Genomic DNA, 24,882 nt, shown 5'->3' on the forward strand with positions numbered 1-24,882 from the left:
GCCGCCCTTTGCGGCAGCACAGAAATCCCAGACAATCTGCCGTGCGCGGAACGCCCCTGCGGACTGCGGCCGATCACGCGCCGCGCGCGATTTCGACACCCGGCGCCGCGATCCCGCCTTCTCTCCGACCCAGGACCGCCGGAATCACGGCCGAACGTCGCGCCACTTGAGAGAAGCGAACAGCTTCACGTGCGGGGGCATGCAGGAGCTTTGAGCCATGAAGTTGCTAGTTGGAGCCGTGTCAGCCTCGTTGCTTGCGGCCTTTGCCGCGCAGGCCGAGCCGTTTGGCCCGGCCGGAGCGAGGGCGCCCTATACGGCGGTCTCCGATATCGATGAGCCCTATCAGGACCTGCCGCCCCCGCCGGCCGCGGTCCCCGCGCCACCGCGCTACGGCTATGGCCCCGGCGCCGATTATGGCTATCGCGATCAGCGCTACACGCCGCCAGCGCCGGTCTACCGCCAGGACGGCTACCAGCCGGATTATGGCTATGCGCCGGCATTCCTGCCGGTGCACGAGGTCTATGCCATCCTGCGCGACAACGGCTTCTCGCCGTTGGGCGCGCCGCGGCAGCGCGGCAATGTCTATGTCGTGGCGGTGCTCGATCGCGACGGCGAGGACGGCAAGCTGGTGGTCGACGCCCGCTCGGGGCGCATCATCCGCTTCGTTCCCGCCTTCCAGTGGGGCGAGCAGTATGAGCGGATGCGCTACGAGCCGGCGCCGCGCGGCGGCCTCGACCGGCTGCCGCCGCCGACGGTGATCCGCGCCGATCCGCGGCTGGCGCCGCCCATTCCGGCCGCACCGCGCATCGCGACCGCCGCAGCCCCGCAGCAAGCGCCGCGGGGCGCCGCGCCGGCTGTCCGTCCCGCGGCGCCCTCGCCGCAGACCGCCGCGCTCGCGCCGAAGCCGGCCGAGGCTTCCAGGCCGGCTGCGCCCCGGCCGGCCGACATCAAGCCGGCGGACGCCAAGCCCGCGGACGTGAAGCCGGCCGAGACGAGGCCGGTCGAGGCCAAAATCGAGCAGCCCAAAGCGAGCGAGAACATGCCGGTTGAGGCCAAGGCACCGGAGACAAAGGCACCGGAGACGAAGGCAACGGAGACCAAGGCATCAGAGACCAAGCCTTCAGATGCGAAGCCCCTCCAGTCGGCAGCGGCTGCCCCGCAGACGACCGGTTCCATCACCGCGGCCCCCGCCAGGCCGGCCCCGCAGATCCTGCCGACGGCAAAGATGCCGCCGGCCCAGGGGCTGGATTAGACGTCGGCTGGATGAGACGTCGCCGGGAGGCTGTCGGCCCCCGCTGTTGCCCCAGCCCCAATTGTCGTCGCCCGGCTTGACCGGGCGATCCAGTCAACACTGGGGCCTCACCTTGCTCATGACGGTCTCGGCATACCGGATGCCCGCCTTCGCGGGCAGGACGGCTGGCTGCAGAGCGAGGGCGCCGAAAACGTCACCATTGTTTCAGGACGCCGGCCGCGCCACGCTGGTGAGGGCAAAGGGCGCTTCGCTATAAAAAACGCCCCGGTTTCCCGGGGCGTTGATATTCCAGACGAGCTGGTGGGCCGGTTACGCGGCGGCCTTCGCGGCCGAGCCCTCGATGGCCGGCTGCTCGGAGCCTTGCGCGTTCGTCGAGATCGGAATCGACCGCGGCTTCTTGGCCTCGGGGATCTCGCGCACGAGGTCGACATGGAGCAGGCCGTTTTCGAGGCTGGCGTTCTTTACCACCACATGGTCGGCGAGCTGGAAGCTCCGCTCGAAGGCCCGGGCGGCGATGCCGCGATACAGCACCTCAGCCTTCTTGCCGTTCTCGTTGGCGGCCTTCTCGCCCTTGATCGTCAGCGTGTTTTCCTTCGCGACGAGGGAGAGCTCATCCTTGCCAAAGCCGGAAACGGCGACGGTGATGCGGTAGGCGTTCTCACCGGTGCGCTCGATATTGTAGGGCGGATAGCCGGGGCTGGGCTCGGCGGTCGCCTGGTCGAGCAGCGAGAACAGACGGTCGAAACCGACGGTGGAACGATAGAACGGGGTGAGATCGTAGGTACGCATGGTCAAGTCCTCCATTGAGCGACTGTTTGGCTAACCCGCCCGCCATCGGGCCGGGCTGTCGTGCAGCCTGACGGCCTGCACGAATTCGATATGGGGCGATCGTTTGAGCTTTCAAGCCGCCCAAAACCGGCTCTTTTTGCCGTTCCGCCCCTTGATTCCCGGCGCCTTTCACCTATTCGATGGACGCCTCATGACGCTTGTCTCGATTCCCGCCAATCCTGTCCCCGAAAACGCCACCGCCGGCACCATCAAGACTCCCGATGGCGCCGAGCTGCGCTTTGCGCGCTGGGCGCCGCCGTCCGGACGCAAGGGCACGGTCTGCGTGTTCACCGGCCGCAGCGAGATGATCGAGAAGTATTTCGAGACCGTGCGCGATCTGCGCGACCGCGGCTTTGCGGTCGCCATCATCGACTGGCGCGGCCAGGGCCATTCGTCGCGGCGGCTGCGCGATTCCCGCAAGGGCTATGTGCGCTCCTTCTCCGACTACGAGCTCGACGTTGAGACCTTCGTCACCCAGGTCGTGCTGCCGGATTGTCCGCCGCCCTACTTCGCGCTGGCGCATTCGATGGGCGGCACCGTGTTGCTCAGGCTCGCGCATGCCGGCAAGCGCTGGTTCGACCGCGTGGTGCTGTCGGCGCCGATGATCGACCTGCCGGGCAACCGCACCGCGCTGCCGGCGCGGCTGCTGCTGCGCGTGATGCGCATCGCCGGGCAGGGCGGCCGCACCGTGCCGGGCGGCTCGGACGAGATCAGCGGGCTCGCGCCCTTCGTCAACAATCCGCTGACGTCGGATCCGGTCCGCTATGCGCGCAACGCCGCGATCATCGAGGAGGATCCGACGCTCGGGATCGCCTCGCCGACGGTGGCCTGGGCCGACGCCGCCTTTTCGGCGATGATGACCTTTCGCGGCATGACCTATCCTTCGCAGATCCGCCAGCCGATCCTGATGCTGGCGGCCTCCAGCGATACCGTGGTGTCGACCGCGGCAATCGAGGAGTTCGCCTATCATCTGCGGGCCGGCTCGCATCTCGTCATCGCCGGGGCCAAGCATGAGATCCTGCAGGAGCAGGACCGCTATCGCGCCCAGTTCTGGGCCGCCTTCGACGCCTTCGTTCCGGGCACGCCAATGTTTGGGTGAGCTGCGACGCCGTTGCTGGACACCCTTCTGCCTGCGGGCTAGAGCTATCGGCCGTCCCCCCTCGCGTTGTAACGGCAGGTCGTGAGCAAGGCGCAGAACAGGTTGCAGGCCCAGGCGCTGCAGGAGGCGATCCAGGCGTTGCGCGGCAGGCAGTTCGCCCGCGCAGAGCAGATCGCGGCTTCGATCCTGCGCACTGCCAAGACGGATCGCGCCGCGCTGCTCGTTCACGCCCATGCGCTGCTCGGGCAGCAGCGCGCCAGCGAGGCGGTTGCGCCGCTCGAGAAGGCGATCCTGCGTGGCAGTGATCCGGAGCTCGAGACGCTGCTCGGCGCCGCCTTATGCGAATCCCGGCGTGGGGCCGACGGCATCGCGCAACTGCGCAAGACGGCGGCGCGCCGTCCGCCGTTTCTGCCCGCATTCCAGGAACTGGCCGGACGGCTCGCCAAATCTGCCGAGCTCACCGAGGCGATCAAGGTCATCGAGGACGCGCTGGCGCTCGCGCCCGACAGCGTCGACCTCAAGCTCGATCTCGGCCGCCTCTGTCTCCAGGCCAATGATCGTGCCCGCGCCCGCGCCAACCTAGTCGCGGCGCGCGAGGCCGCGCCGGGTCGTCCTGACATCCTGGTCGAGCTCGCCTGGGTGCAGTTTCTGGATGGTGACTATGCGGAGGCCGCGGGCACCTACAAGCACGCGCTGGGCCTGCGTCCCGAGGACACGCAGACCCGCGCCAACCTCGCAATGTGCCTGATGGAAATGGGCGACCGCGCCGGGGCCGAGGCGGCGCTGCGCACGGTGGTGCGCGGCCGGCCGCATCTGTTGAGCCGCGCGGCCTACACGATGGTCGTCAGCTCGCATGGCCGCTTCTTCTTCCGGCCGAGCGATGCGGCGAAGTTCCTGCAGGTCGAGGGCGCAGCCGCGCTCAAGTCCTGAACCGCTTGCGATAGACGCCGGTCTCGCGCTTCAAGGCGTCGCGCACCTCATGGATCTCGGCGATCTCCTCCTCGGTGAAAGCCGAGGTCTGCATCGCCCATGCCTGCCGCTTGACCGGGATGCACTGCGCCACCGGCGTGCCTTTCGGCAGCACGCCGCGGAAGGCCGTTTCGTGCCAATGCGCGGGGAAATGCACGAAGCTGTCGTGAAAGCGATCGCTGTCAACCAGTCCGGTGACGGTGGTGAACGGCAGGTCGAAACGGTTGATAGGATGGGTGAACAGTAGCGCCCAGCCCTCCGGCGCCTCGATGGTCCACAGATTGTGAAATTTGAGCAGGAAACGGTCGGCCTCGAACAACGGCGATCCCGTGACCTGCGCGACGTCGTGGAAGCTGACCGGCGAACGCGGAAAGTCGATCGCGCCGCCCGGCGGCAGTTCGTTGTCCCAGCTGATGCCGCCGTCCTCGACCCTGAGATCGCAGATCAGGGGGATGAGAAAGCCCGTGGTCATCGCGTCGATGAAGGGGGGGCAGCGTTTGACCGTCTGCTCCTCCGCCTGGTTGAGCGCGCTGAACGCGGTCGCCGGCATCGTCTTCACCCAATCCGGCACGCCCATCGGCGCCGGCACCGGCGCCGGAATCAGGCCCTCCAGCTCCGTCGGACAGCGGAATTTCAGGGTGAGGGGATCGGTCTCGGACATCGCGGCGCGGCTCCTCGGTGATCGGCTTGAACATCTACCGAAGCGTGCCGATCGGGCATTGGCAAGCCGTATCTCCGATGCTCGGGGCCGTTCGGCCCGGGGCGGTGCGCAGGCTCAACCGGTCAGCCTCACATCCTTCTCGTCATCGGCCTCGACACCGAACTGCATCGTGCAGCGCAGGCCGTCGGGATCGAAGTCGAGGTCGACCGACCATCCGGTCTCGGCGCCAAACATGCGCGTGATCATCTTGGTGCCGAAGCCGCGGCGTGTCGGCTTGCGCACCAGCGGCCCATCGCGTTCGATCCAGATCAGGCGGACAATGCCGCTTTCCTGACCAGTCCAGGCAATCTCAAGCTTGCCTGAGGGTGTGGAGAACGCACCGTATTTGGCGGCGTTGGTGCTCAGCTCCTGGATCGTCGCCGACAGCGCCAGGGTCAGCTTTGGCGGCAGCAGCAGGCTGGGGCCGCTGATGGTCAGGCGGTCGGGACCGGCATAGGGGGCGAGCGTCCGCTCGACGATCGCCCTCACGTCGGCGCCGACCCAATTATTCTCCGTCAAGAGATTATAGGCTTCGGACAGCGCGAGAATGCGGCCTTCGAAGGCTGCGACATAGTGGTCGACGTCGCTTGCGCTCGAACGCGACAGGCGCGCGATCGACTGAACGGTGCCGAGCGTGTTCTTGACGCGATGATTGATCTCGTCGAGCAGGTCGCGCTGCTGGCGCAAGGCGCTGGCCAGCTCGCCGCCAACGAGATGGAGCACCTGCTTCATGCGGTTGACCTCGGCGATCCGCCCGATCGTCGGCGAGACGACGCCGTTCTGCAAGCCGGACACGTAGCGCTCGAGGTCGGAGAACTCGGCGAGAAAGCGATGCGCGAGCAGCCGCGCCAGTGCCAAGCCGAGGACAAAGGTGAAGAGCGTCAACGCGACGATCCATTCGATGGTCCGATGCAGCGGGCCGTCAATGGCCTCGCGCGGCAGCGCGAGGTTGACCGTCCAGCCGCTCTGGTCCGAGCGCAACAAGGACGTGTAGGTGGCGACGCCGGAGCGTGAGATGGCCTTGATCCACCAGGCCGAGACCTGTCCGACGTGGGACCGCACTGCGGGAATGGTCGGCTGTCCGATCAGGTCGTCGCCGTCCAGCAGCGGTCGCCGCGCCAGCAATATTCCCTGCTGATCGATGATGCTGCCGACCAGCCCTCCCGAGACGTAGTCATCCATCAGGGTCGACAAATAGCGAGGCGAGAGCCCGACATTGAGCGCGTAGCGGATCTGCCCGGCGATCCGCACCGGCACCGCGATGGTGACGATCGGCTGGCCGTCCACCACCGCCTGCTGCAGGCCGGACACCTGCGGACGCCCGGTCTCGATCGCCCGGCGCTCCGCATCGAAGGCTGTGCGCTTCGGCAGCGGCGTCCCCGGATCCAGCCGGGTGTTCACGAGCTGCTGCCCGTCAGGTTCATACAATGCAATCGCCAAGCCCCCGATCAGTTTGACCGTGTCGACCGCGTGGCTCCTGAACTCGTCGAATCGACCGGCCGCCAGCAACGGCGACAGCGCCAGGATCTGCAGATCCTCGATGATATTGGCGACCCGCAGCTCGGTCGCATTGCGCATCAGCCGCAGCCGGTCCTCGTACTCGACCTTCCTGGACTGCGAGGACTCGGCGACGAAGTGATAGGCGAGGAACCCCGCGCAGGCTGTGATCGGAATGGAGGTCGCGAGGGCGAGAACAAGAAGGTAGGCCGAGATCGGCCAGCTTCTAAACCTCGCGGCCAACCGCCATTCGCCACCAAACACCCCCGATCTCCTCCCAGCTCTCGCACTACGCACTACGCATCACGCGTGTCGCGTGCGTTGTTAGTCAGCCCTGCAAGGACAACCGCGGCCGGCCCGGAACCGAACTGCTCACGGAACTTTTGTTCAAGCCCGTCTGACGTCTTTCAGTCGCTGTTGACACATTGCGTTGTTACGCATGTCTGTCAACTACGACCGCGCGCGGTCAACGTGGATGCCTGAGGCATGAAACGCGGCGCCGGCAAGCCAAGCGTGAGTTTGGGAGGTGTCCGGCCTCCGGACTGTGCCGGACGAGCCTGCTCCGTTGCTCGACTGTGCCATGGCGATCGTCCACGCATTCCCGCGATCACCATGCGCGCACCGCAGCGCGATTTGTTGTCGCGTCCTTCTTCGGGATGCAGCCGGGCATTCCGATGTTGAAAGACTCACGAGGAACTCAGATCCTCATATGCCTTAGTCCGCGTGATCAGTGGTGGCCGCGGGGAGGCGGAGTGAGTTTGATGATCTCGGTCCGATATAGTTCGGCGCTGACGGGGCACGCTGTCTCGTCGTTGCACGGCTCGCGCGAAGCGGGGTCGATCAGCCTGGCGGTCGCGTATGATCGTTGCTGTCTCCGGCGAGAGAGACGGTTGCATGCGCCGCTCATGAACACGTCGTCAGACGATAGGTAACGTGGCGCTCAACTTATTTGTGTGCCTCCGGCGTCCGGCAAGTTGAAAAAGGGGCCGGACTCGTCATCGGATTAAGTCCCCGTTCATACCAGACACGATGCGTATTCAAGGATGTATTCACCACGCGCCCACCACGCGCCGAGGTGGACTGTTCTGGAAACGCCCTAGTAACGCGCCCTCGCTCTAGTGATGCCTATTAGTAATATTCAGGAGGAATTCATGTTAGTGAAGGTCGCGAAATACCTGGTTGCCCCCCATGCGCTCAACTCCGGATTTGGTCTGGTGGCGATGTTCGCGTTGACGGGCGTCGTCGCTTCTCTCGTGCTGGTCCAACAGGGCGTCAATATCAGCCCGGCTGAGATGCTCTGATGCATTCCTTGGACACAGCGCCCTGCGCCGTCCAAGCAACTGAGGTCTGCTCCCGATACCATCTCCCGCGTGAGCGACTCGCCTCGCTCGCGCGGCCTGGCCGCATCTGACTCTCAGGCGTGACGCAGCTCTGACGTTTCCGTTCGAGGTGGCGCGGGGCAGCAGGTTGCGTTGATTTGCCCGACGCCCGCGGGCGCCAACCGCTGTCCAGACCTGCGACGAAAAATATTTCGATTTACGAATTTCGGAATTCGTATAGTCTTTGCGGCGTCCGGCTTCCGCGAGGAGGGGCGTATCGCGGTCGTCACGAGCGTGGGGAGCTGGATGCGGTGGGTGCGGCGGGTCGCAGCGTGATCAATCATGCCGACGAACGACACGCCGCGCACGGTGAAATCGCGTGGTCCTGGCGCCCCGATGCTGGCGCCAAGCCCTCTGCGCTGTCTTGACGAAGCGCGCGGGCGACGGTGGCTATCAAGCCGGACACCGGGGAGATCGCGTATAAATCGTAACGCCATCGCGCAGGGAAGGCCGGGTCGTCCGGCTGGACCTGTGGTTCCTACCCCGTGCATTCTTTGTCGCACGGGGGCCACGGGCCTTAGTCGAGGTCCGGCCTTCCCTGCGCCCTCCCGTCATTCACGAGGGCTATGCTGCGCAAAGCTCGGGCGGATCAGGCCGCGAGAGCGCGATCCCATGTCCTCATTGCTGTTTGACATCTGTGTAGGAGTGACCGCGTCTCGTGGCGAGGGCGCGTTCGCGACAGCTCAACCCGCCTTCTTGCTGCGCGAGCCGATCAGCTCCGCTACCAGCGGGTTCGGATAGCGGCGCTGCTGGCTCACGGCGAAGAACTGCTCCTTCAGCGCATTCAGCCGCGCGCGCTCGACCAGCGCGCCAGTACGGAGCTCGTCGATTACCACGATCGACGGCACCAAAGTAACGGTACCGCTCTCGCGGGCCATCAGGCGCAGCATCGCCATGTCATCGACCTCGGCGGCGATGACCGGACGGATGCCGCTGCCGCCGACCAGCGCATCGAAGGCCGAGCGCAGCGCGCTGCCGCGGCCGGGCAGGATCACCGGCATCGTGGCGAGATCCTGCGGAAAGCGGAAGCGGGCGGCCTTGGCCGGCTTGCGGCTGACCAGGCTGACGCGCTGCTCGTCGATCAGCGTGTTCTCGAAACTGCTGCGCGTGTCCGGCGCCGCCGGATGATTGGCGAGGACAAGGTCGAGCTTATGGCCGTCGAGCTGCTCCAACAGGTCGTTGAACTGGCCGGTGCGGATGATCAGCTCGACATCGCTCCGTCCGATCAGCGGCTTCAGAAACGCAATCTGGAAGTTGCGCGACAGGTTTGCCGCGGCGCCGACCCGCAGCAGCTGCCGTCCGGGACGCAGGCCCGAGAGGGTCTCGATCAGCTCGTGGCCCGACTTGAACACGCTGCCGGCATAGTCGAGCGCGATGCGCCCCGCTTCGGTCAGTTGCAGGGTACGGCCGGTGCGCTCGAACAGCTTCTGCCCGAGTTGCTCCTCCAGCGCCTTGACCTGCACCGACAGCGAGGAGGGGGAGACGTTGAGGCGCTGCGCAGCGCGGCTCATGCTGCCTTCGCTGGCGATGATCCAGAAATAGCGCAGGTGGTGGTAGTTCAGATGCGGCATGGCGATCGTTCTATATTTTATAACAATCATGTTCAATGATTGAAATTTTAAGAAGGAACCGCAGCCGGTAAAGGAGAGGTGAGATCGTCCCCCTGTGATCAACCGACCGGGCCGCCATGAACCAGTTCCTTCCCTGTCTTGCGGCGCTTGCGCCGTTCACGCTCGCGGTCGCCGCGCTCGCCGGGACCGGCGGCAGCGCCAGAACCGTCGCACGCAACGCGATCGCGGCCGCCGCGCTCGCCTTCGCCCTCGCCGCGGTCGCAAGCCTCGGCGCCGCTGTTGTCGGGGCAGGGCGCACGCCACTGCTCGGCGGCAATGGGCTCGGCCTGTCGCTGCAGCTCGATGCGCTCGGCGCGATCCTCATCACGCTGGTGAGCTTCATCGGCTTCGTCGTCGTCCGCTACAGCCGCAACTATCTCGACGGCGATCCGGGGCAGGTCCGGTTCACGCGCTGGCTGCTGCTCACCCTGGCCGCGGTGCTGATGCTGCCGATCTCCGGCAATCTGGTGCTGCTGTTCGCTGCCTGGGTCGCCACCAGCCTGGCGCTCGGCAAGCTGCTGCTGTTCTACGACACACGGCCGGCTGCGATCCGCGCCTCACGCAAGAAGTTCGTGGCGAGCCGGCTCGGCGACGCTTTCCTCGCGGTCGCGGCGCTGCTGCTCTACGTCCAGTTCGGCACGCTGGAGATCGGCAGCCTCGCTGCGCAGGCCCGCAGCGGAGCAGGCACGGGATCGGCGCTCGTGACCGTCGCAGCGCTGCTGATCGTCGCGACGGCGATGCTCAAATCCGCCCAGCTGCCGCTGCATGGCTGGCTGATCGAGGTGATGGAGACGCCGACGCCGGTGTCGGCGCTGCTGCATGCCGGTATCATCAATGCCGGCGGCTTCCTGGTGCTCAGGCTTAGCGACGTGCTGCTGCTGGCGACGCCGGCGCTGGACGTGCTGGCCGTCGTCGGCGGCGCCACCGCGCTGTTCGGCTCGCTGGTGATGCTGACGCAGACCTCGGTGAAGGTGCAGCTGGCCTATTCGACGGTGGCGCAGATGGGCTTCATGCTGCTGCAATGCGGGCTCGGCGCCTTCTCGGCGGCGCTGCTGCACATCGTGGCGCACTCGCTCTACAAGGCGCATGCCTTCCTGTCGTCGGGGAGCATCATCGACCTCGCCCGCGCCTCCTGGACGCCGAGCCCCGGCGGCCAGCCGCATGCGGCGCGGCTGATCCTGGCGCTTGCCGGCGTCATCGCGCTGGCGCTGCTGACCGGACTCGCCTTCGGCATGACCCTGCGCAGCAATCCGGCGCAGATCGCGCTGGGCTCGGTGCTGCTGATGGGGCTGGTGCATCTGATGGCCAATGCCATCGACGAGCGGCCCAATGCCTTCGTCATCGTCCGCGCCGCCGTGACGGCGGCCGGTGTCGCCATCGCCTATTTCGCGCTGCAGACCGCGATGGCGTGGCTGGTCGGCGGCAGCATCCCGGCGTCGCGCCCGGTCGATGGCGTCGTGCCGATGCTGATCGCAGCCGCCGTCGTGGTCTCGTTCGCGGCCGTGACCGTGTTCCAGAACCAGATGATGCGCCGGGCCGACGCGCCATTCTGGATCGCGGCCTATGTTCACCTCCGCAACGGGCTCTACCTCAATACGCTCGCCAACCGCCTGGTGCTGACGCTGTGGCCGCGCAGCGCGACCTCGCGGTGACAGTCAACCCCCCTCCAATCCTTTGAGAGTCCGATGACCCAGGCCGCCCTCGCAATGTCCATCACCGCAACCGATCCGGTCGACACCGCCACGGATGCACGACTGAAAGAGTGCATCGACAGCGCCTGCCAGCGCGTCGCGCCGCTATGGCCGCTCAAGCACTTCGTTGCGGTCAATCCCTTCCTCGGCTTCACCGGCCAGAGCTTCGCCGCGACGGCCGCCACCTTCGAGCGGGTGGTGCGGACGCGGATCTTGATGCCGCGCGCGTTCTATCGCCAGGCGCTGGACGACGGCCGGATCGACGACGCCGCGCTGGCGCGCGCGCTCGACATTCACCCCTCGGTCGGGCTCGGCGTCGAGCAGCTCAAGCAGCAGGCGCGGGCCACGGCAGCTCCGTCGTCGCCCCCGGCAGTCGTCGCGACCGTCGCCGAGGTGCTTGACCGGCTCGCCGAAGGCGATCGCTATGTCTCGCTGGTCGCGTTCATGATCGACGAGATCTCGGCGTTCTGCGCCGGCTATTTCGACGAGGGCCAGGCGAGCTGGCCAAGCCCGGTGCGCAGTCTGAAGCCCTACGCCGCCTGGCGTAGGCTGGCCGCCTACGATCGCAATCCCGAGGTCATGGGCCTCACGGGATTCCGGAACGCCATCGCCGAGCTGCCCGCCGATCCGGTGCAGGCGATCGGCCTCATCATCACCCGGCTCGGCATTCCCGAGCGGGCGGTTGAGGACTATCTGGTGCGGGCGCTGTTCGACATCGGCGGCTGGTCGGCCTATGCGCGCTACATCGGCTGGAGCGCCGAACGCGATGGCCAGCGCGACGACACGCTCGTCGAGCTGCTGGCGATCCGGCTTGCCTGGGGCTATGCGCTGTTCCAGGCCCGCACCGACGCCGCGTTCAAGATCGCCTGGGCGCAGGCGATGGAGGAGGCGGCGAAGCTGCCGGATGATCAACGGCTCGACGATACGCCGGAGCTCGCCGTCGATCTCGTCCTGCACGAGGCCTATGAAATCGCCATTCGCAACCAGCTGATCGCCAGGCTCGCCGGCCACGGCACGGGTGCGGCGGTGGCGCGGCTGCCCGCGCGTCCTCCGGTGCAGGCCGCGTTCTGCATCGACGTGCGGTCGGAGATCTTCCGGCGGGCGCTGGAGACGGCCTATCCGGAGGCCGAGACGATCGGCTTCGCCGGATTCTTCGGCTTCCCGATTGAATATGTCCCGATCGGCCACACCAGAGGCGGCGCGCAATGCCCGGTGCTGCTCAAGCCCGCCTTCATCGTCTGCGAGGCCGTCAAAGACGCCGATGATGTCGAGCAGGCCGAGGTGCTCGGCCTGCGACTGCTGCGGCGGCGGGCGGCCAAGGCGTGGAAGTCGTTCAAGGTCTCGGCGGTGTCGTCGTTCTCCTTCGTCGAGACCGCCGGCCTCGGCTTCGCCGCCAAGATCGCGACCGACAGCGCCGGCGTGACCCGCCCGGTGCCGTCGCCCGTCGTCGACGGTCTCGACCCGGAGATCGCCGCGCGGGTGATGCCGCGGCTGGCCCCGGGCGAACTCGGCGGGCGCGTCACCGGCTTCAATGACGTGCAGCGCGTGGCGATGGCGGAGGCGGCGCTGAAGGCGATGTCGCTGACCGGGCCGTTCGCGCGGCTGGTGCTGCTGGCTGGCCATGGCAGCACCACGGTCAACAACCCGCACGCCTCGGGGCTCGACTGTGGCGCCTGCGGCGGCCACACCGGCGAGGCCAATGCGCGCGTCGCGGCCGCCGTCCTCAACGATCCGCGCGTCCGTGACGGCTTGCGCGCCAAGGGAATCGACATCCCCGCGGATTGCTGGTTCCTCGGCGCGCTGCATGACACGACCACCGATGCCGTGACCGTGTTCGACGAGGACGACGTTCCCGCCGCTCTCGCGCAGGACTTGGCGCGGTTGAAGGCCCGACTCGCCGATGCCGCGCGGCTGGCGCGGCTCGAGCGCAGCGCGCTGCTCGGCATTCCAGACAAATCCGCGGTCGATGCCGCCGTGATCGCGCGCAGCCGCGACTGGTCGCAGGTGCGGCCGGAATGGGGGCTCGCCGGCAATTGCGCCTTCATCGCCGCGCCGCGCAGCTTCACCCGCGGGCTCGACCTCGGCGGTCGCGCGTTCCTGCACTCCTATGAGGCCGAGCGCGACGACGGCCATCGCACGCTGGAGCTGATCATGACGGCGCCGATGGTGGTCGCGAACTGGATCAATCTGCAATATTTCGGCTCGACGGTGAACAATGCGGCCTTCGGCAGCGGCAACAAGGTGCTGCACAACATCGTCGGTCAGCTCGGCGTGCTCGAAGGCAATGCCGGCGACCTCAGGGTCGGTTTGCCCTGGCAATCGGTGCATGACGGCACGCGCCTCGTCCACGAGCCGGTTCGGTTGAACGTCTTCATCGCCGCGCCCGAGAGTGCGATGGACGAGATCATGCAGCGTCAGCCAGGCGTGCGCGACCTCGTCGTCAATGGCTGGGTGATGCTGCATTCCCTCGGCGATCACGGCACGACCATCCGCCGCTGCGTCAGCCCCGGCGTGTGGATCGCTGCGTGAGACCGCCGGCGCGTCTGGCGATGAAGCCGGACGCGCCTGCGGTGTGGCCTCAGAGCGTCTTGAGATACTCGATGAGGTCCCAGCGCTCCTCCTCGGAGAAGGCGCCGCCGATGATGCCGTTGGGATAGTCCTTGTTGGGCCGCGCGGGACCCTCGAAGGAATGACCGAGGGTGCTGTTGCCCTTGATCGGCTTGCCGCTGGCGTCTTTGGTTGCGAACAGCGTCTGGCCAACCTTGCACGACGTCTCGCCGCCCGCCGGGACCGCGAAGCCGACCTGTTTCGGGTCGTAGTCCCGGGCGCCCTGGCAGAACGAGGTCGGTCGCTCGGCGGCCGGCGTCAACAGCCAGTACAGCGACGGCACCGAGCCGTTATGCAGATAGGGCGCGGTCGCCCAGACGCCGTTGAGCGGCCGGGCCCGATAGGTGTTGCCAGCCGGATTGGGGCAGTTCTTGCGATCGCCCCACAGCGCCGCCTGCTCGGCCGCGGAGAGCTTGCGGTCCTCCATCCATTTGTCGCTCGCCTTCTGCACGACAGCCATCAGCGCCAGCGCATAGGACATCTCGGTGGTCGAGCCCTGGGGCAGGCCGCAGCCCTTCAGGTCCTTGGCCGGGTCGACGTCGAGGAAGCCGGGCACCTTGACCTTGCGATTGGCGAGGATACTGGCCTGGCCGGGATCGGTCTGCATCACCTCGACCGGCTTCTGGACCAGGTCGAGGATCGGTCCCTTCGCGTTCCAGCCCTTGCTCTCCCAATCGTCCCGCGGCTTGATCTTCCAGAAGCTCTTGTCCGGATAGGTCTTGTCGAAGACGGGGTCGGCCACCGGACCGAGATGGCACTCGACGCAGATCGTCGCATAGAGCTTGCGGCCGTTCTCGACGCGCGCTGTCTTGATCTTCCAGGCCTCGTCGTCGGGGAACAGCTTCTCCGGCCATTTCGGCGACGTCAGACCGCCGAATGCAGGCGTCGTGGTGGCGAACGGGTCGGGGCCGCGCAGCATGTCCTCGATGTGCAGCAGGTTTTCGACCGCCATCGACGAGCGCCAGAGTCGGTTGCTCGCCGGCTCGGGCGAAAAGTTGATTTCCGCAGACACGCCCAGCGCCTCGCCGGCATTGCGGATCAAAGGCTGCGCGATCGAGCCGTCATACTGAGCCCAGGAAAACCAGGGCACGGTCCAGATCGGCGGATAGGAGACCGGCGCGTCAATGGCCTCTTGATTGCCGAGCATGTTCGGCAGTCCGCTGATCGCCATGTCGAGATAGAAGACCTGGTTGCCGATGCGGTTCAGTGCATCGAGCCGGCCGAAGCCCTCCATGGTCTCGGTCTGTCCCTTGGCCGCGATGGCAGTCTGGTAGTTCTTGGCCTGCATCGTGAGGGCGAAGTCGGTGGCAGCCTTCAGCCCCTTCTTCAAGGTCTCGCGTTCGGCGTCGGTCGCGTTGGGCCCGAGCACCCGGTCGGCGAAGCGCGAGAAGCGACCGGGCACATATTGCGTGAAGAGCATCGCAAAGCCCATCGCCTCTTCGAGCTTGCGCAGGTCGACCATGCCGGGGCCGCCGTCGAAGCGGACGCTCACGCCCTTGTAGTGGATGCTGCCGGTGTGACAGGCCGCGCAGGTCAGGCCGATCTTGTCGGGCTCGGGCGCGCCGTTCGCCGGATTGGTGACGCCGCTGAGCCGCGCAAAGCCGACCGGCAAACCGCCTTCATTGCCGGCTGGGGTCGGCTTCAGCCCGGCCGGAAGCGCGGGGGCGATGTCGGTCTTGGCGGTCGCGTTGGGGCCGTAGCCGAACGGCTGCAGCGCGCTGGGCTCGCCGTCGACGCTTTTCGGGCTCGGGATGAAGCCGAAGCGTTCGAGATAGGCGGTATCGGAGATCAGGCCAGGCGTACCGAACAGCGACAGATAAGGCTGCTCCATCGCCATGAACCAATTGTAGGGGATCGGGAAGGTCGCGGTGCCCTGGGTCACGTGATGGAACCAATGCCGGTCCTTGGTGGTCCAGCCCTGGTCGAGCCAGTAGGCCGCCTGGGTCGGCTGGGTCTGGGGCAGGGCCGGTGGGATCAGGGCGGCAGCCTTCGCCGGCAGCACCGCGCTCAGCCTGTCGCTGACCGCGTCGGGAGCGGCGACCCACGCCAGGAACAGCACGACGGCTGCGGCGATGGCTCCGCCGAGCAGTGCCTTGCCGATCCGCATGATGATGTTGGCGGGCTGCGGCTTAGCGGTCAGACGTGCCACGATGCGCTGCGGAAGGCGACGCTCGACGAACAGGGTGCGGACCTCGGCAACCGACAGATAGCGGTTGTCGCCGTCGCCCTTGCCGATCACGCGCAGCAGCACCGGCCATTCGCCCTGCATCAACAGGGGATAGTACCAGCGCGCTTTGTCGCCGTCGCGCTTCAGATTGGCCTTCATGAAGGTCTGGATCTGCGCCGCGTTCAGGCCGCGCTCGGTGCCGCCATTGGGATCGGGATAGTCGCTGCCGAAACTCGCAAACCGGTCGATCTCCGCGGGGTGAACATCTGCCTTTGCATCGAGGATGCGCGAGCCGCCGCCATGCTTGTCGAGTGGCCCGTTGCGCAACTCGTCGAGATCGGCGCCGGAGAACAGGCTTTTCAGCAGGCGCAGCGGCGACAGACCATTGGCGATCAGCGCGACTCCGAACGTCTCGATCCCGACGATACGCTTCTTGAATCCCGTCTCGCCGCTCGCCGCCTCGATCCGGGCGGAGATCGTCTTGAGCGGCACGGTGTGGCCATCCACAAAGCCGCCAGCCACGAGGGCCCGGAGAAAAGGACAGGGATTGTCGGGCGACACCGGAATCTGTCCCGGCAGGGCGTCACGGACGCGGGCGCGATCTTTTTGCATCGAATGACATCCTTGGAATGCAGCGAGTCATGAAAACGAAACGACGGAAACGGAAATGTCGCTTGAAGACCGGCGCGGAAGCGCGGACCAAGCGACGCATTCTCAACGCTACAATGCAATCATGAATGATGGCGTAACTTGCAGTCGTGTCAACTACAGGTCGTCAGCCGTGCGTCGACTGCGCGCTGCCCGTGCCGAATTTCGCCTTGGTCTCTATCAAGGTCAGCTTCGTCAGGGGGATGCCAGCCTTCACGAGCCCGTCGCGGTAATGCGCGATGTCGGCCGGATTGCGCCAGCGCAGATTGCTTATCAGCCGTTCGACGGTCATCCAGGGATAAGCGCGCAGGAAGCCTGTGACTGCGTCAGCGGCCTCCGCCGTCCGGTCGAGCTGAGCCAGGGCGGCGGCCTGGATCGAAAGGCACTGCAGGTGGTTGGGATTCTGGTAGTGCGACTCGCGTGCCCAGGACAGCGCCGCGTCGTATTGTCCGAGCAGATAATGGCTGAAGGCGCTCAACACCGACCATTGATAACGCGGATCACTGTTGCCGCGCTGGGCGGCGACCGAGAACAGGTCGATGGCTTCGCGATGATTGCCTTTCACGAAGTGACAGACGCCGAGCACGCCACGGGCACCCATGTCATAGGAGTTCAGCCGCAACGCCTTTTCGGCAGCCTCGGTGCCGGCCTCCACATGACCCTGCATGGCATGGACGTAAGCCAGCAACGAGTAGGAGAAGGACGCCCGCGGATCAAGACGAACGCTGGCTTCGGCCAGCGCCATGGCCTCGTCCCACAATTCGCGCGTGTTCCTGATCCAGCCGAAGTGGATGCCCTGCAGCAGGATCGTTCCCAGATAAGCATGGGCGATCGCGAGCCCCGGGTCGAGGGCAATGGCTTCGCGAAACAGGGCGATCGAGCGCTCGTAATCCGATTTTGTGGGCCGATAATAATGCGAAAGCCCACGCAGGAACCGGTCCCAGGCGGTGAGATCGGTGTTGAGGAGGCGAACCGGCACCGAGGCCTCGGCGCGGTAGATCTCCGGAATCAGCGCGGTGCACAGGTTGGCGGTGATGTCGTCCTGCACCGCGAACAGATCGCCGATGTTGCGGTCATAGCGCCCGACCCACAGCTGCTCCCCGCTTTCCGGCGTGATTAACTCCGCGTTGACCCTGACCTTGCTGCCGGCACGCCGGACGGACCCCTGGATCAGGTAGGTCGCGTCGATCTCCCTGGCGATCAGGCGGGCGCTCAGCCCCGCCTTCTTGAACACGAAGGTGGAGTTCCGGCTGAGCACCCGGAAGAAGGATTGCAGTGACAGCGCGTGGATCAGGTCTTCGGCCAGGCCGTCGGAGAAGTAATCGTCGCTCTCGTCGCTCAGATTGACGAAGGGGAGCACGCCGACAATGGCCGTTCGATATTGTGGCGGCAGCCCGGAGGTCGAGCGAGGTTCCCGCCCCTTGTCTGCCCCCGGGGCCCAGGTCCAGACGTGGATCGTTTCCTCGATATTCTTGAAGCGGAACGGGCCGCCGTCGACGAACACGACCTTGAGGTGCTTGCTGGCTTCCAGATAGGCTTTCTCGGAAACCGCAATTCCTCCCGGCTGGGCCGCCGCCTCCAGGCGCACGGCTGTGTTGACCCCGTCGCCGAACACTTCGCCTTCGTCGACGATGATGTCGCCCATGTTCACGCCGATCCGGAACTGCATGACCCGGTCGGCCGGCAGGTGAGAGTTTCGCTCGGCCATCAGCTGCTGCATTTCGACCGCAGCTTCGATGGCGCCGACGACGCTCGGAAATTCCACCAGAAATCCGTCGCCCGTGCTTTTAACCACACGGCCGCCATGATTGAGAACAATCGGATGAATGGCGCTGCGATGGGCTTTGAAGGCGGCGTGGGTTCCGGCCTCGTCGGCGCCCATCATCCGCGCATAACCGGCCACATCGGCACAGACAATGGCGGCCAGTCGTCTCTCCATTGCTTCCTCGCTCTCACCTTGGGCGATACCACGACATTCCTACTGAAATCCATGATTTTGGGTCAAAAATCCGCAGGACATATGGCCGCGCAGCCGCGCGGCTCGCAATTAGACCTATTTCAAGCCTGCCTTCATCAGCCCGTCGCGATAATGGGCGATATCGCGCTGGTTTTTCCAGCGAATATTCTTCATGTGGCGGTCCAGCGTCAGCCAGGGGTAGCGCTCGCCCAGGACGCCGATGGCCTGACGCGCCTGGTCGGTCTCGCCCAGCTGTGCCAAGGTCGCAGCCCGAATTGTCAGCGCCTGGAGATGATTCGGGTAGAGGAACAGCTCCTCGCGGGCCCAGGACAGCGCCGCCTCGTAGCGGTCGAGCAGGTAATGGCTGTAAGCGTTCAGCGCCGGCCATTGATAGCGGGGATCGCTGTTGCCGCGTTGGGCGGCGACGGAGAACAGCTCGATCGCCTTTTGATGCTCGCCGATGACCATGTGGCAGAGGCCGAGAACCCCTCGAGCGCCGCTGTCATAGGCGTTCAGCTCGGTGGCCTTGCGGGCGGCCTTCAGGCCCTCGTCATGGGCGCCCTCCATCGCATGAATGAAAGCCAGAATGGCGTAGGAAAAGGACGAGCGCGGGTCGAGCCGCACGCCGGACAGCGCCAGAGCCAGGGCCTCGTTCCAGAGCTCGCGCGATCCCTTGATCCAGCCAAAGCTGATTCCCTGCATCAGGATGGTCGCAAGATAGGCATGCGCGATGCCCAGCGTCGGATCGAGCGCAATGGCTTCGCGAAACAGCGCGATCGATCTCTCATAATCGGTCTTGGTAGGACGATAATAGTGCGACAGGCCTCTCAGGAAGCGATCCCATGCCGTCGCATCCGTCGTCTGCGACCGGGTCGGCACGGACGCCTCCGCGCGATAAATCTCAGGCATCAGCGCGGCGCACAGGCTGGTGGTGATCTCGTCTTGCAGCGTGAACAGGTCGCCCATGTCGCGGTCGTAACGGCCGGTCCACAGCTGCTCGCCCGTCTCTGGCGCGATCAGTTTCGCCGTCACGCGGATCTTGGCATCGGAGCGACGGACTGTGCCTTGGATCAGATAGGTGGCGTCGATCTCGCGGGCGATCAGGCGAGGGCTGAGCCCGCGGTCGCGGAACGCGAAGGTCGAGGTGCGGCTGAGGACGCGAAAGAAGGATTGCAGCGACAGCGCGTGAATGAGGTCGTCGGCCAGCCCATCGGCGAGATATTCGTCGGCGGCGTCGGCGAGGTTCACGAAGGGCAGAACGCCGACAATGGCTGTCCGATAGTTCAGTGAGCCGGAACTGCCTCGGGAGCCATCCTGCTTGCCCGTCTCGCCCCCCGCCGTCCAGGTCCACACCTGCATCGGTTCTTCAATGGTTTTGAGGCGGACGACGCCGGAATCAGTGAGGCTGACAGAGAGATGCTTGCTGGCCTCATCATGGGCCCTGGCAGAAACCGCGACGCCGCCGGGCGGCGCGACGGCCTCCAGGCGGACAGCAATGTTGACGCCTTCTCCGAACACCTCCTCCTCGTCGATGATCACCTCGCCAATGTGGATGCCGACGCGGAAGCGCATGTTGCGTTCCGCCGGCAGGTCGGCGTTGCGGTCGGCCATCAGGGACTGCATGTCGAGGCCGAATTGAACGGCATCGACGACGCTTGCGAATTCGAGCAGGAAGCCGTCGCCGGTGTGTTTGACGATGCGTCCGGCGTGGTTGAGGATCAGGGGGTGGATGGCGGCGCGGTGGGCCTTGAAGGCGGCATGGGTGCCGGCCTCGTCAATTCCCATCATCCGCGAGTAGCCGGCGACGTCAGCGCAAACGATGGCGGCCAGGCGTCTATCCATCACGTCGTGCTCCCGCCTCGCGCATACCACGCCAGGTGCGGCCAAATCCATTTCTTTTCCGGGGGCAATGACGCCAGCTTGAACGATCACCTCGAAAACAGCAATGATCATTCAGTCTCGGTGAGACAAACTGTTAGGAAATGTTCAACCATGCTGGGAATTCACGATCCGCTGCTGTTCCTGCTATCCGGTCTGGTGCTGAACATGACCCCTGGTCCGGACACGGCCTATATCGTCGGTCGTAGCGTTCAGATGGGATGGCGCGGAGGCGCTGCGGCCGCCCTCGGCATCAGCACGGGCTGCCTGGTCCACGTCTTTGCAAGCGCGATCGGCCTGTCGGCGCTGCTGATGGCATCGGCTACCGCCTTTGCGGCCGTGAAGTGGGCAGGAGCGGCCTATCTCGTCTATCTCGGCTTCACACAATTGTTCGCGCGCCCGCCGGCCGCTGCTGCCGAGGCGGACGCCCCGGCCGTTGCTGCCGACGCATCGTTACGCCAGGTGTTCTGGCAGGGCGCGCTCACCAACGTTCTCAATCCGAAGGTCGCGATGTTCTTCCTGGCCTTCATCCCGCAATTCGTCGTCGCCGATGCGGCCCACAAGCCCGTCGCCTTTCTGCTGCTCGGCACGATCTTCATCGTCAACTCGACGCTGTGGTGCCTCGGCGTTGCCGCCGTGGCGGCGCGAACCGCGCGCCGGGTCCGGCGATCATCGGCGCTGGTCTGGATCAATCGGGCGATCGGCGGCCTGTTCGTCTATCTCGGTGTCCGCATCGCCCTGTTGGAAGCGCGCTGATCACCATGTGAGCTCGATAAGGGCGCTCCCGGCGAGATAGAGACCGAGCAAAACCATCGCGATCAGGAAAACACGGCGAAAGGCTTCGGCAGGCAATCGCGCGCGCGCTGCCTGGCCCATGGCCATGCCGAGGAACGCGCTGATCATGGCGACCGTACCGGGCAAGGCGATCGCCGTGCTGAGCAGGCCGGAATTCGTCAGGTTGAACGCGAGTGTGAGGGTGGCGATCGTGAAGAAGACCCCGAGCGCCTGGACCAACTCGTCCTTTTCGAGCCCGATCGCCTGCATGTAGGGCACCGAGGGCACCACCTGCACGCCGGTGGCGGCCGAGATCAGCCCGGTCAGGAGGCCAACGATCCCGCCCACCCACTTCTCGTGCGGGCGCGCGACCTTGAAGGCGAGCCGAGTGAGACCGAGCGTGGCATAGACCGTCAGCAGCACGCCGAGTGCGACGTTGCCATAGCGGGTCGAGCCGTGGCTGAGAGCTCCGGCATTGAGGCAGATCCCGATCGCGGTGCCTGCCATCAGCGGCCAAAGCCGCTTGGCGATATCGCGAAGATAGGGACCGGCGAAGGTCTGCCAGATGTTGGTGATGACCGCGGGAACGATGACGATCGCCAGTGCCCGGCCAGGCGGCATGGCGATGGCGAGCAAGCCGACCGAAATGGTCGGCAGGCCGAGGCCGAGGGCCCCTTTGACGAAGCCGGCGAGCGTCAGCGCGAACGCGATGAAGATAAGAAGCGGATCGGTCATGGGGCGACATTGACCAACCCGTCCCTGCAGCACAATGTGGAGCTTACGGAGCCTGCCTTCGGAAATGACTGAGGCTGGATCGGATATGCGCTTTGATCTGGTTGACCTGAAGCTGTTCATCGCGGTCGCCGAGGCCCGCAGCATCACTGGCGGGGCCGATCGCGCCCATCTGGCGCTCGCGTCGGCCAGCGCCCGCATCAAGGGGCTTGAAGAGGCGTTCGGCATCGCGCTGTTCAAGCGTGGGCGCCGCGGTGTCGCTCTGACGGCAGCCGGTGAAAGCCTGCTCGATCATGCTCGCCTCATCATCGCCAATGTCGAGGCCATGCAGGGCGATCTGATGGGCTTTGCGTCGGGGCTGCGGGCCAATGTGCAACTGCTCGCCAACACGGTTGGTCTCGCCGAGCATCTGCCGCGCGCACTGGCGGCGTTCCTGCGCGAGCATCCGGACATTAATGTCGATGTAGAGGAGCGCGAAAGCACGGACATTGCGGAAGCGATCGTATCCGGCAGAGCCGACCTCGGCGTCGCGGCAGAGCATGCGCTCCCCGACACCATCGAGCGCTTCGCCTTCGGCGAGGACCGGCTGATCCTGGTGGCCGGCCGCCGGAGCCCGTTCGCCGGCCGCCGTCAGATCGATTTCAGCGAGACCGCCGGGCAGGACTTCATCGGCCTGACCCAGGGAACAGCGCTCAACGCCCATATCGGCAGGCATGCGGCGCGGCTCGGCATCCGTCAGCATGTCCGGGCGCGCCTGCGCGATTTCGATGCCATCTGCCAGATGGTGGCGGCCGGTGTCGGCATCGCCGTCGTGCCCGAGGCGGCCGCACGCCGCTGCGCGCGATCGATGCCGATCAGCCTCATCATGCTACGAGATGCCTGGTCCAATCGCAGGCTGGTGATCTGTGCCCGCAGCTTCAAGGCGCTGCCGCGCCCAGCCAAGCTGCTCGTCGATCATCTGCGCAAGACGGCCATCTGATCGGTCTATGCCGCGCGGACCGTCTCGAGGAAACGGCCGACCTCGAGCTTGAGGCGGTTGCTCTCCTCCGAGAGCGATTGCGCCGCCGACAGCACCTGGGCCGACGCGGAGCCGGTCTCGGTGGCGCCGTGCTCGACCTCGACGATGTTGTCGGAGACGCGCTGCGTCCCCTGCGCCGTGTGCTGCACATTGCGCGAGATCTCCTGGGTCGCCGCGCCCTGCTGCTCGATGGCGGCCGCAATGGTCGCTGAAATCTGCGACAGCCGCTCGATCGTGCTGGAGACTTCGCGGATGACATCGACGGACTCCGCAGTGGCCGATTGAATGCTCGCGATCTGCTGGCCGATTTCTCCGGTGGCCTTTGCGGTCTGTTCGGCCAGCGCCTTGACCTCGGCGGCGACCACGGCGAAGCCGCGGCCGGCTTCGCCGGCACGTGCCGCCTCGATCGTGGCATTGAGCGCGAGCAGGTTGGTTTGGCCGGCGATGGTGTTGATGAGCTCGACGACGTCGCCGATGCGTGTTGCCGCTCTCGACAACTCGCCGACCCGCTCATTGGTGCGGCGGGCCTGGCCGACCGCCTCGCCGGCGATGCGAGCCGATTCCTGCACCTGACGGCTGATCTCGGTGACGGAGACCGACAGCTCCTCGGTGGCTGACGCGACCGACTGCACGCCGGCCGCGGCTTCCTCGGAGGCCGACGCGACGGCCGTCGCCAGCGATTGGCCGTGCTGGGCGTTCCGGGTCAGGGTCGTCGCCGAAGCTTCGAGCTCGGTCGAGGCGGAGGACACCGTCTCGATGATCTCGCCGACCGCCGTCTCGAAGCTCTGGGCAAGCGCCGCCATGTCCGCCTTGCGCTGCTGCGCGAGCCGCTTTTCGACCTCGGCCTGCTCGGCGCGCAACCGCTCGGTCTCGATCATGTTGGTCTTGAACACCTCGACGGCGCTGGCCATCTCGCCGATTTCGTCACGGCGGCCGACGCCGGGAATCCGGATCGAAGCGTCGCCCCCGGCAAGCCGCGTCATGGCCTGCACCATGTTGCGGATCGCGGTGGAGATGCCGCGGCCGATCAGGAAGGATACGCAACCGACCAGGATCAGCGACAGGCCGAGCGTGATCAGCATGCCACGCTTGACCTTATGTCCGGTCTCGGCCTCTGCGGCCTGCGCCGACGTATAATGTTGCGCGACGGTGTTGCCGATCTCGGCGATGACGGGCTCGATCTCGGCGAAAGCCTTGGACATCGCGGCACTGTGGCGCGCCGCCTCCTGCGACCCGTCCGCCCAGGACAGGAAATCCTTCTGATATTTGTCCAGCTTCTGGTTGATGTCCGCCTTGGTCGCGGCTGCGATATCGGCGCTGGCGATGGCCTTGGCGAATTCGGCTGCCGTCATCTTGAGCTCCGCGACATATTTCGGGTCGCGACGCAGCATGAAATCCTTCTCATGCCGGCGCAGCATCAGCATGCCGCTTGTGAGCCTGGGGTCGTTGACCTCTTTCAGCTTGGCTTCGATGTCATGCACGGCCGAGCGCAGCGAGCCCGACAGGCCGAGGGTCTCGTTGAGGCCGAGACGAATCTCGGCCTGCTCGGTGGCACCGAATTCAGTGCTGTATGTCGAAAATCCCTGGCTGACCGTGTCGATCCTGGCGCCGAGGGCTGTGTCGCCGAGCGCGCGGCTGGTGGTCCGAAGCGCATCGAGTTCGCGTGTGATGCCGGCACTCAGCTCGGTATGCCGCGCGGTGTATTTCTGGTCACGGCGGAGCAGGAAGTCCTTTTCGGCGCGGCGCGCTTCGAGCAGATCGTTGAGGAGCTTCTGGTTGAGATCGGCGGCGGCGCGGGCCTTTTCGGCCAGCTGCCGCGAGGCCTCCTGCGACGTCGCGCCGATCAGGTAGATTGCGCCAAAAACGGCGACGGCAGCCACCCCGATCAGCGCGATGGCCATGATCTTGTGCGTCAGCCGGAAGTTGATGCGGGCCATCGAAAATGCCTTCCTGGAATCAATGTTCATCCGCGCAATGCCGCGGGTACTCGTCAAATTTGAAAAAAAATTTAGGGACACGCGGTCAATGCGCAGTTAACAATGTATCGTAACGTGCGTTCTCCGTAATTCTACGCGA

17 protein-coding genes are annotated in these 24,882 nt (G+C 65.9%); 8 read left to right on the plus strand and 9 right to left on the minus strand.

The window, feature by feature from the left end:
• Positions 1-217 precede the first annotated feature (217 nt).
• Complete coding sequence (locus tag BBTA_RS06470) at positions 218-1,252, plus strand: hypothetical protein (protein WP_012041647.1); 1,035 nt, start codon at positions 218-220, stop codon at positions 1,250-1,252.
• A 309-nt stretch (positions 1,253-1,561) separates the two neighbouring features.
• Here the strand turns inward: BBTA_RS06470 and BBTA_RS06475 are convergent, their stop codons facing one another.
• Positions 1,562-2,041 (minus strand): Hsp20 family protein, encoded by a 480-nt coding sequence (locus BBTA_RS06475; RefSeq protein ID WP_012041648.1) that lies wholly within the window; start codon positions 2,039-2,041, stop codon positions 1,562-1,564.
• A 190-nt stretch (positions 2,042-2,231) separates the two neighbouring features.
• Here BBTA_RS06475 and BBTA_RS06480 point away from each other — a divergent pair, with 190 nt between their 5' ends.
• A complete protein-coding gene (locus BBTA_RS06480; protein ID WP_012041649.1) occupies positions 2,232-3,179 on the plus strand; it encodes an alpha/beta fold hydrolase in 948 nt (315 codons plus the stop codon).
• Between the two features lie 81 nt (positions 3,180-3,260).
• Positions 3,261-4,109 (plus strand): tetratricopeptide repeat protein, encoded by an 849-nt coding sequence (locus tag BBTA_RS06485; protein ID WP_012041650.1) that lies wholly within the window; start codon positions 3,261-3,263, stop codon positions 4,107-4,109.
• Here the strand turns inward: BBTA_RS06485 and BBTA_RS06490 are convergent.
• Together BBTA_RS06490 and BBTA_RS06495 are read right to left on the minus strand one after the other, a co-directional pair.
• On the minus strand, positions 4,099-4,809 hold the full coding sequence (locus BBTA_RS06490; protein WP_012041651.1) for a hypothetical protein: 711 nt from the start codon (positions 4,807-4,809) through the stop codon (positions 4,099-4,101). The genes BBTA_RS06485 and BBTA_RS06490 overlap by 11 nt on opposite strands.
• Positions 4,810-4,923: 114 nt before the next feature.
• Positions 4,924-6,609, minus strand: coding sequence for a sensor histidine kinase (locus tag BBTA_RS06495; RefSeq protein ID WP_012041652.1), 1,686 nt, complete (start codon positions 6,607-6,609; stop codon positions 4,924-4,926).
• Positions 6,610-7,496: 887 nt separating this feature from the next.
• Between BBTA_RS06495 and BBTA_RS40655 the strand changes: the two genes are divergently transcribed.
• Entirely contained in the window at positions 7,497-7,646 is a 150-nt protein-coding gene (locus tag BBTA_RS40655; RefSeq protein ID WP_012041653.1) for a hypothetical protein, read from the plus strand.
• Between the two features lie 761 nt (positions 7,647-8,407).
• Here the strand turns inward: BBTA_RS40655 and BBTA_RS06505 are convergent.
• The gene (locus BBTA_RS06505; protein WP_012041654.1) at positions 8,408-9,295 is read right to left on the minus strand and encodes a LysR family transcriptional regulator; all 888 of its coding nucleotides are present in this window, start codon (positions 9,293-9,295) and stop codon (positions 8,408-8,410) included.
• Between the two features lie 116 nt (positions 9,296-9,411).
• Here BBTA_RS06505 and BBTA_RS06510 point away from each other — a divergent pair, with 116 nt between their 5' ends.
• On the plus strand, positions 9,412-10,986 hold the full coding sequence (locus BBTA_RS06510; protein WP_012041655.1) for an NADH-quinone oxidoreductase subunit L: 1,575 nt from the start codon (positions 9,412-9,414) through the stop codon (positions 10,984-10,986).
• A gap of 33 nt (positions 10,987-11,019) precedes the next feature.
• Positions 11,020-13,554, plus strand: a complete 2,535-nt coding sequence (locus BBTA_RS06515; protein ID WP_012041656.1) for a YbcC family protein — start codon at positions 11,020-11,022, stop codon at positions 13,552-13,554.
• 49 nt (positions 13,555-13,603) lie between these two features.
• Here the strand turns inward: BBTA_RS06515 and BBTA_RS06520 are convergent, their stop codons facing one another.
• The 3 genes from BBTA_RS06520 to BBTA_RS06530 form a co-directional block, all read right to left on the minus strand.
• Complete coding sequence (locus BBTA_RS06520; protein WP_012041657.1) at positions 13,604-16,411, minus strand: di-heme-cytochrome C peroxidase; 2,808 nt, start codon at positions 16,409-16,411, stop codon at positions 13,604-13,606.
• Between the two features lie 163 nt (positions 16,412-16,574).
• Complete coding sequence (locus BBTA_RS06525) at positions 16,575-18,386, minus strand: adenylate/guanylate cyclase domain-containing protein (RefSeq protein ID WP_012041658.1); 1,812 nt, start codon at positions 18,384-18,386, stop codon at positions 16,575-16,577.
• A 114-nt stretch (positions 18,387-18,500) separates the two neighbouring features.
• Positions 18,501-20,246: an adenylate/guanylate cyclase domain-containing protein gene (locus BBTA_RS06530; protein WP_012041659.1), complete on the minus strand. Its 1,746-nt coding sequence runs from the start codon at positions 20,244-20,246 to the stop codon at positions 18,501-18,503.
• A gap of 150 nt (positions 20,247-20,396) precedes the next feature.
• Between BBTA_RS06530 and BBTA_RS06535 the strand changes: the two genes are divergently transcribed.
• A complete protein-coding gene (locus tag BBTA_RS06535; RefSeq protein WP_012041660.1) occupies positions 20,397-21,038 on the plus strand; it encodes a LysE family translocator in 642 nt (213 codons plus the stop codon).
• Here the strand turns inward: BBTA_RS06535 and BBTA_RS06540 are convergent, their stop codons facing one another.
• Entirely contained in the window at positions 21,039-21,791 is a 753-nt protein-coding gene (locus BBTA_RS06540) for a sulfite exporter TauE/SafE family protein (RefSeq protein WP_012041661.1), read from the minus strand.
• Positions 21,792-21,876: 85 nt separating this feature from the next.
• Here BBTA_RS06540 and BBTA_RS06545 point away from each other — a divergent pair, with 85 nt between their 5' ends.
• Positions 21,877-22,767: a LysR substrate-binding domain-containing protein gene (locus BBTA_RS06545; RefSeq protein ID WP_012041662.1), complete on the plus strand. Its 891-nt coding sequence runs from the start codon at positions 21,877-21,879 to the stop codon at positions 22,765-22,767.
• Positions 22,768-22,772: 5 nt separating this feature from the next.
• Here BBTA_RS06545 and BBTA_RS06550 read toward each other — a convergent pair whose 3' ends face one another.
• Positions 22,773-24,743 (minus strand): methyl-accepting chemotaxis protein, encoded by a 1,971-nt coding sequence (locus tag BBTA_RS06550; RefSeq protein ID WP_012041663.1) that lies wholly within the window; start codon positions 24,741-24,743, stop codon positions 22,773-22,775.
• Between the last annotated feature and the right edge of the window lie 139 nt (positions 24,744-24,882).

The organism is Bradyrhizobium sp. BTAi1 (assembly GCF_000015165.1).
GTDB lineage: Bacteria > Pseudomonadota > Alphaproteobacteria > Rhizobiales > Xanthobacteraceae > Bradyrhizobium > Bradyrhizobium denitrificans.

Excerpts from the sequence above, each read along its gene's own strand:
- BBTA_RS06505 (WP_012041654.1), bottom strand. The coding sequence starts at position 9,295 with ATGCCGCATCTGAACTACCACCACCTGCGCTATTTCTGGATCATCGCC.
- BBTA_RS06515 (WP_012041656.1), top strand. The coding sequence starts at position 11,020 with ATGACCCAGGCCGCCCTCGCAATGTCCATCACCGCAACCGATCCGGTC.
- BBTA_RS06530 (WP_012041659.1), bottom strand. The coding sequence starts at position 20,246 with ATGGATAGACGCCTGGCCGCCATCGTTTGCGCTGACGTCGCCGGCTAC.
- BBTA_RS06550 (WP_012041663.1), bottom strand. The coding sequence starts at position 24,743 with ATGGCCCGCATCAACTTCCGGCTGACGCACAAGATCATGGCCATCGCG.
- BBTA_RS06540 (WP_012041661.1), bottom strand. The coding sequence starts at position 21,791 with ATGACCGATCCGCTTCTTATCTTCATCGCGTTCGCGCTGACGCTCGCC.
- BBTA_RS06480 (WP_012041649.1), top strand. The coding sequence starts at position 2,232 with ATGACGCTTGTCTCGATTCCCGCCAATCCTGTCCCCGAAAACGCCACC.
- BBTA_RS06520 (WP_012041657.1), bottom strand. The coding sequence starts at position 16,411 with ATGCAAAAAGATCGCGCCCGCGTCCGTGACGCCCTGCCGGGACAGATT.
- BBTA_RS06475 (WP_012041648.1), bottom strand. The coding sequence starts at position 2,041 with ATGCGTACCTACGATCTCACCCCGTTCTATCGTTCCACCGTCGGTTTC.
- BBTA_RS06490 (WP_012041651.1), bottom strand. The coding sequence starts at position 4,809 with ATGTCCGAGACCGATCCCCTCACCCTGAAATTCCGCTGTCCGACGGAG.
- BBTA_RS06470 (WP_012041647.1), top strand. The coding sequence starts at position 218 with ATGAAGTTGCTAGTTGGAGCCGTGTCAGCCTCGTTGCTTGCGGCCTTT.
- BBTA_RS06535 (WP_012041660.1), top strand. The coding sequence starts at position 20,397 with ATGCTGGGAATTCACGATCCGCTGCTGTTCCTGCTATCCGGTCTGGTG.
- BBTA_RS06545 (WP_012041662.1), top strand. The coding sequence starts at position 21,877 with ATGCGCTTTGATCTGGTTGACCTGAAGCTGTTCATCGCGGTCGCCGAG.
- BBTA_RS06510 (WP_012041655.1), top strand. The coding sequence starts at position 9,412 with ATGAACCAGTTCCTTCCCTGTCTTGCGGCGCTTGCGCCGTTCACGCTC.
- BBTA_RS40655 (WP_012041653.1), top strand. The coding sequence starts at position 7,497 with ATGTTAGTGAAGGTCGCGAAATACCTGGTTGCCCCCCATGCGCTCAAC.
- BBTA_RS06525 (WP_012041658.1), bottom strand. The coding sequence starts at position 18,386 with ATGGAGAGACGACTGGCCGCCATTGTCTGTGCCGATGTGGCCGGTTAT.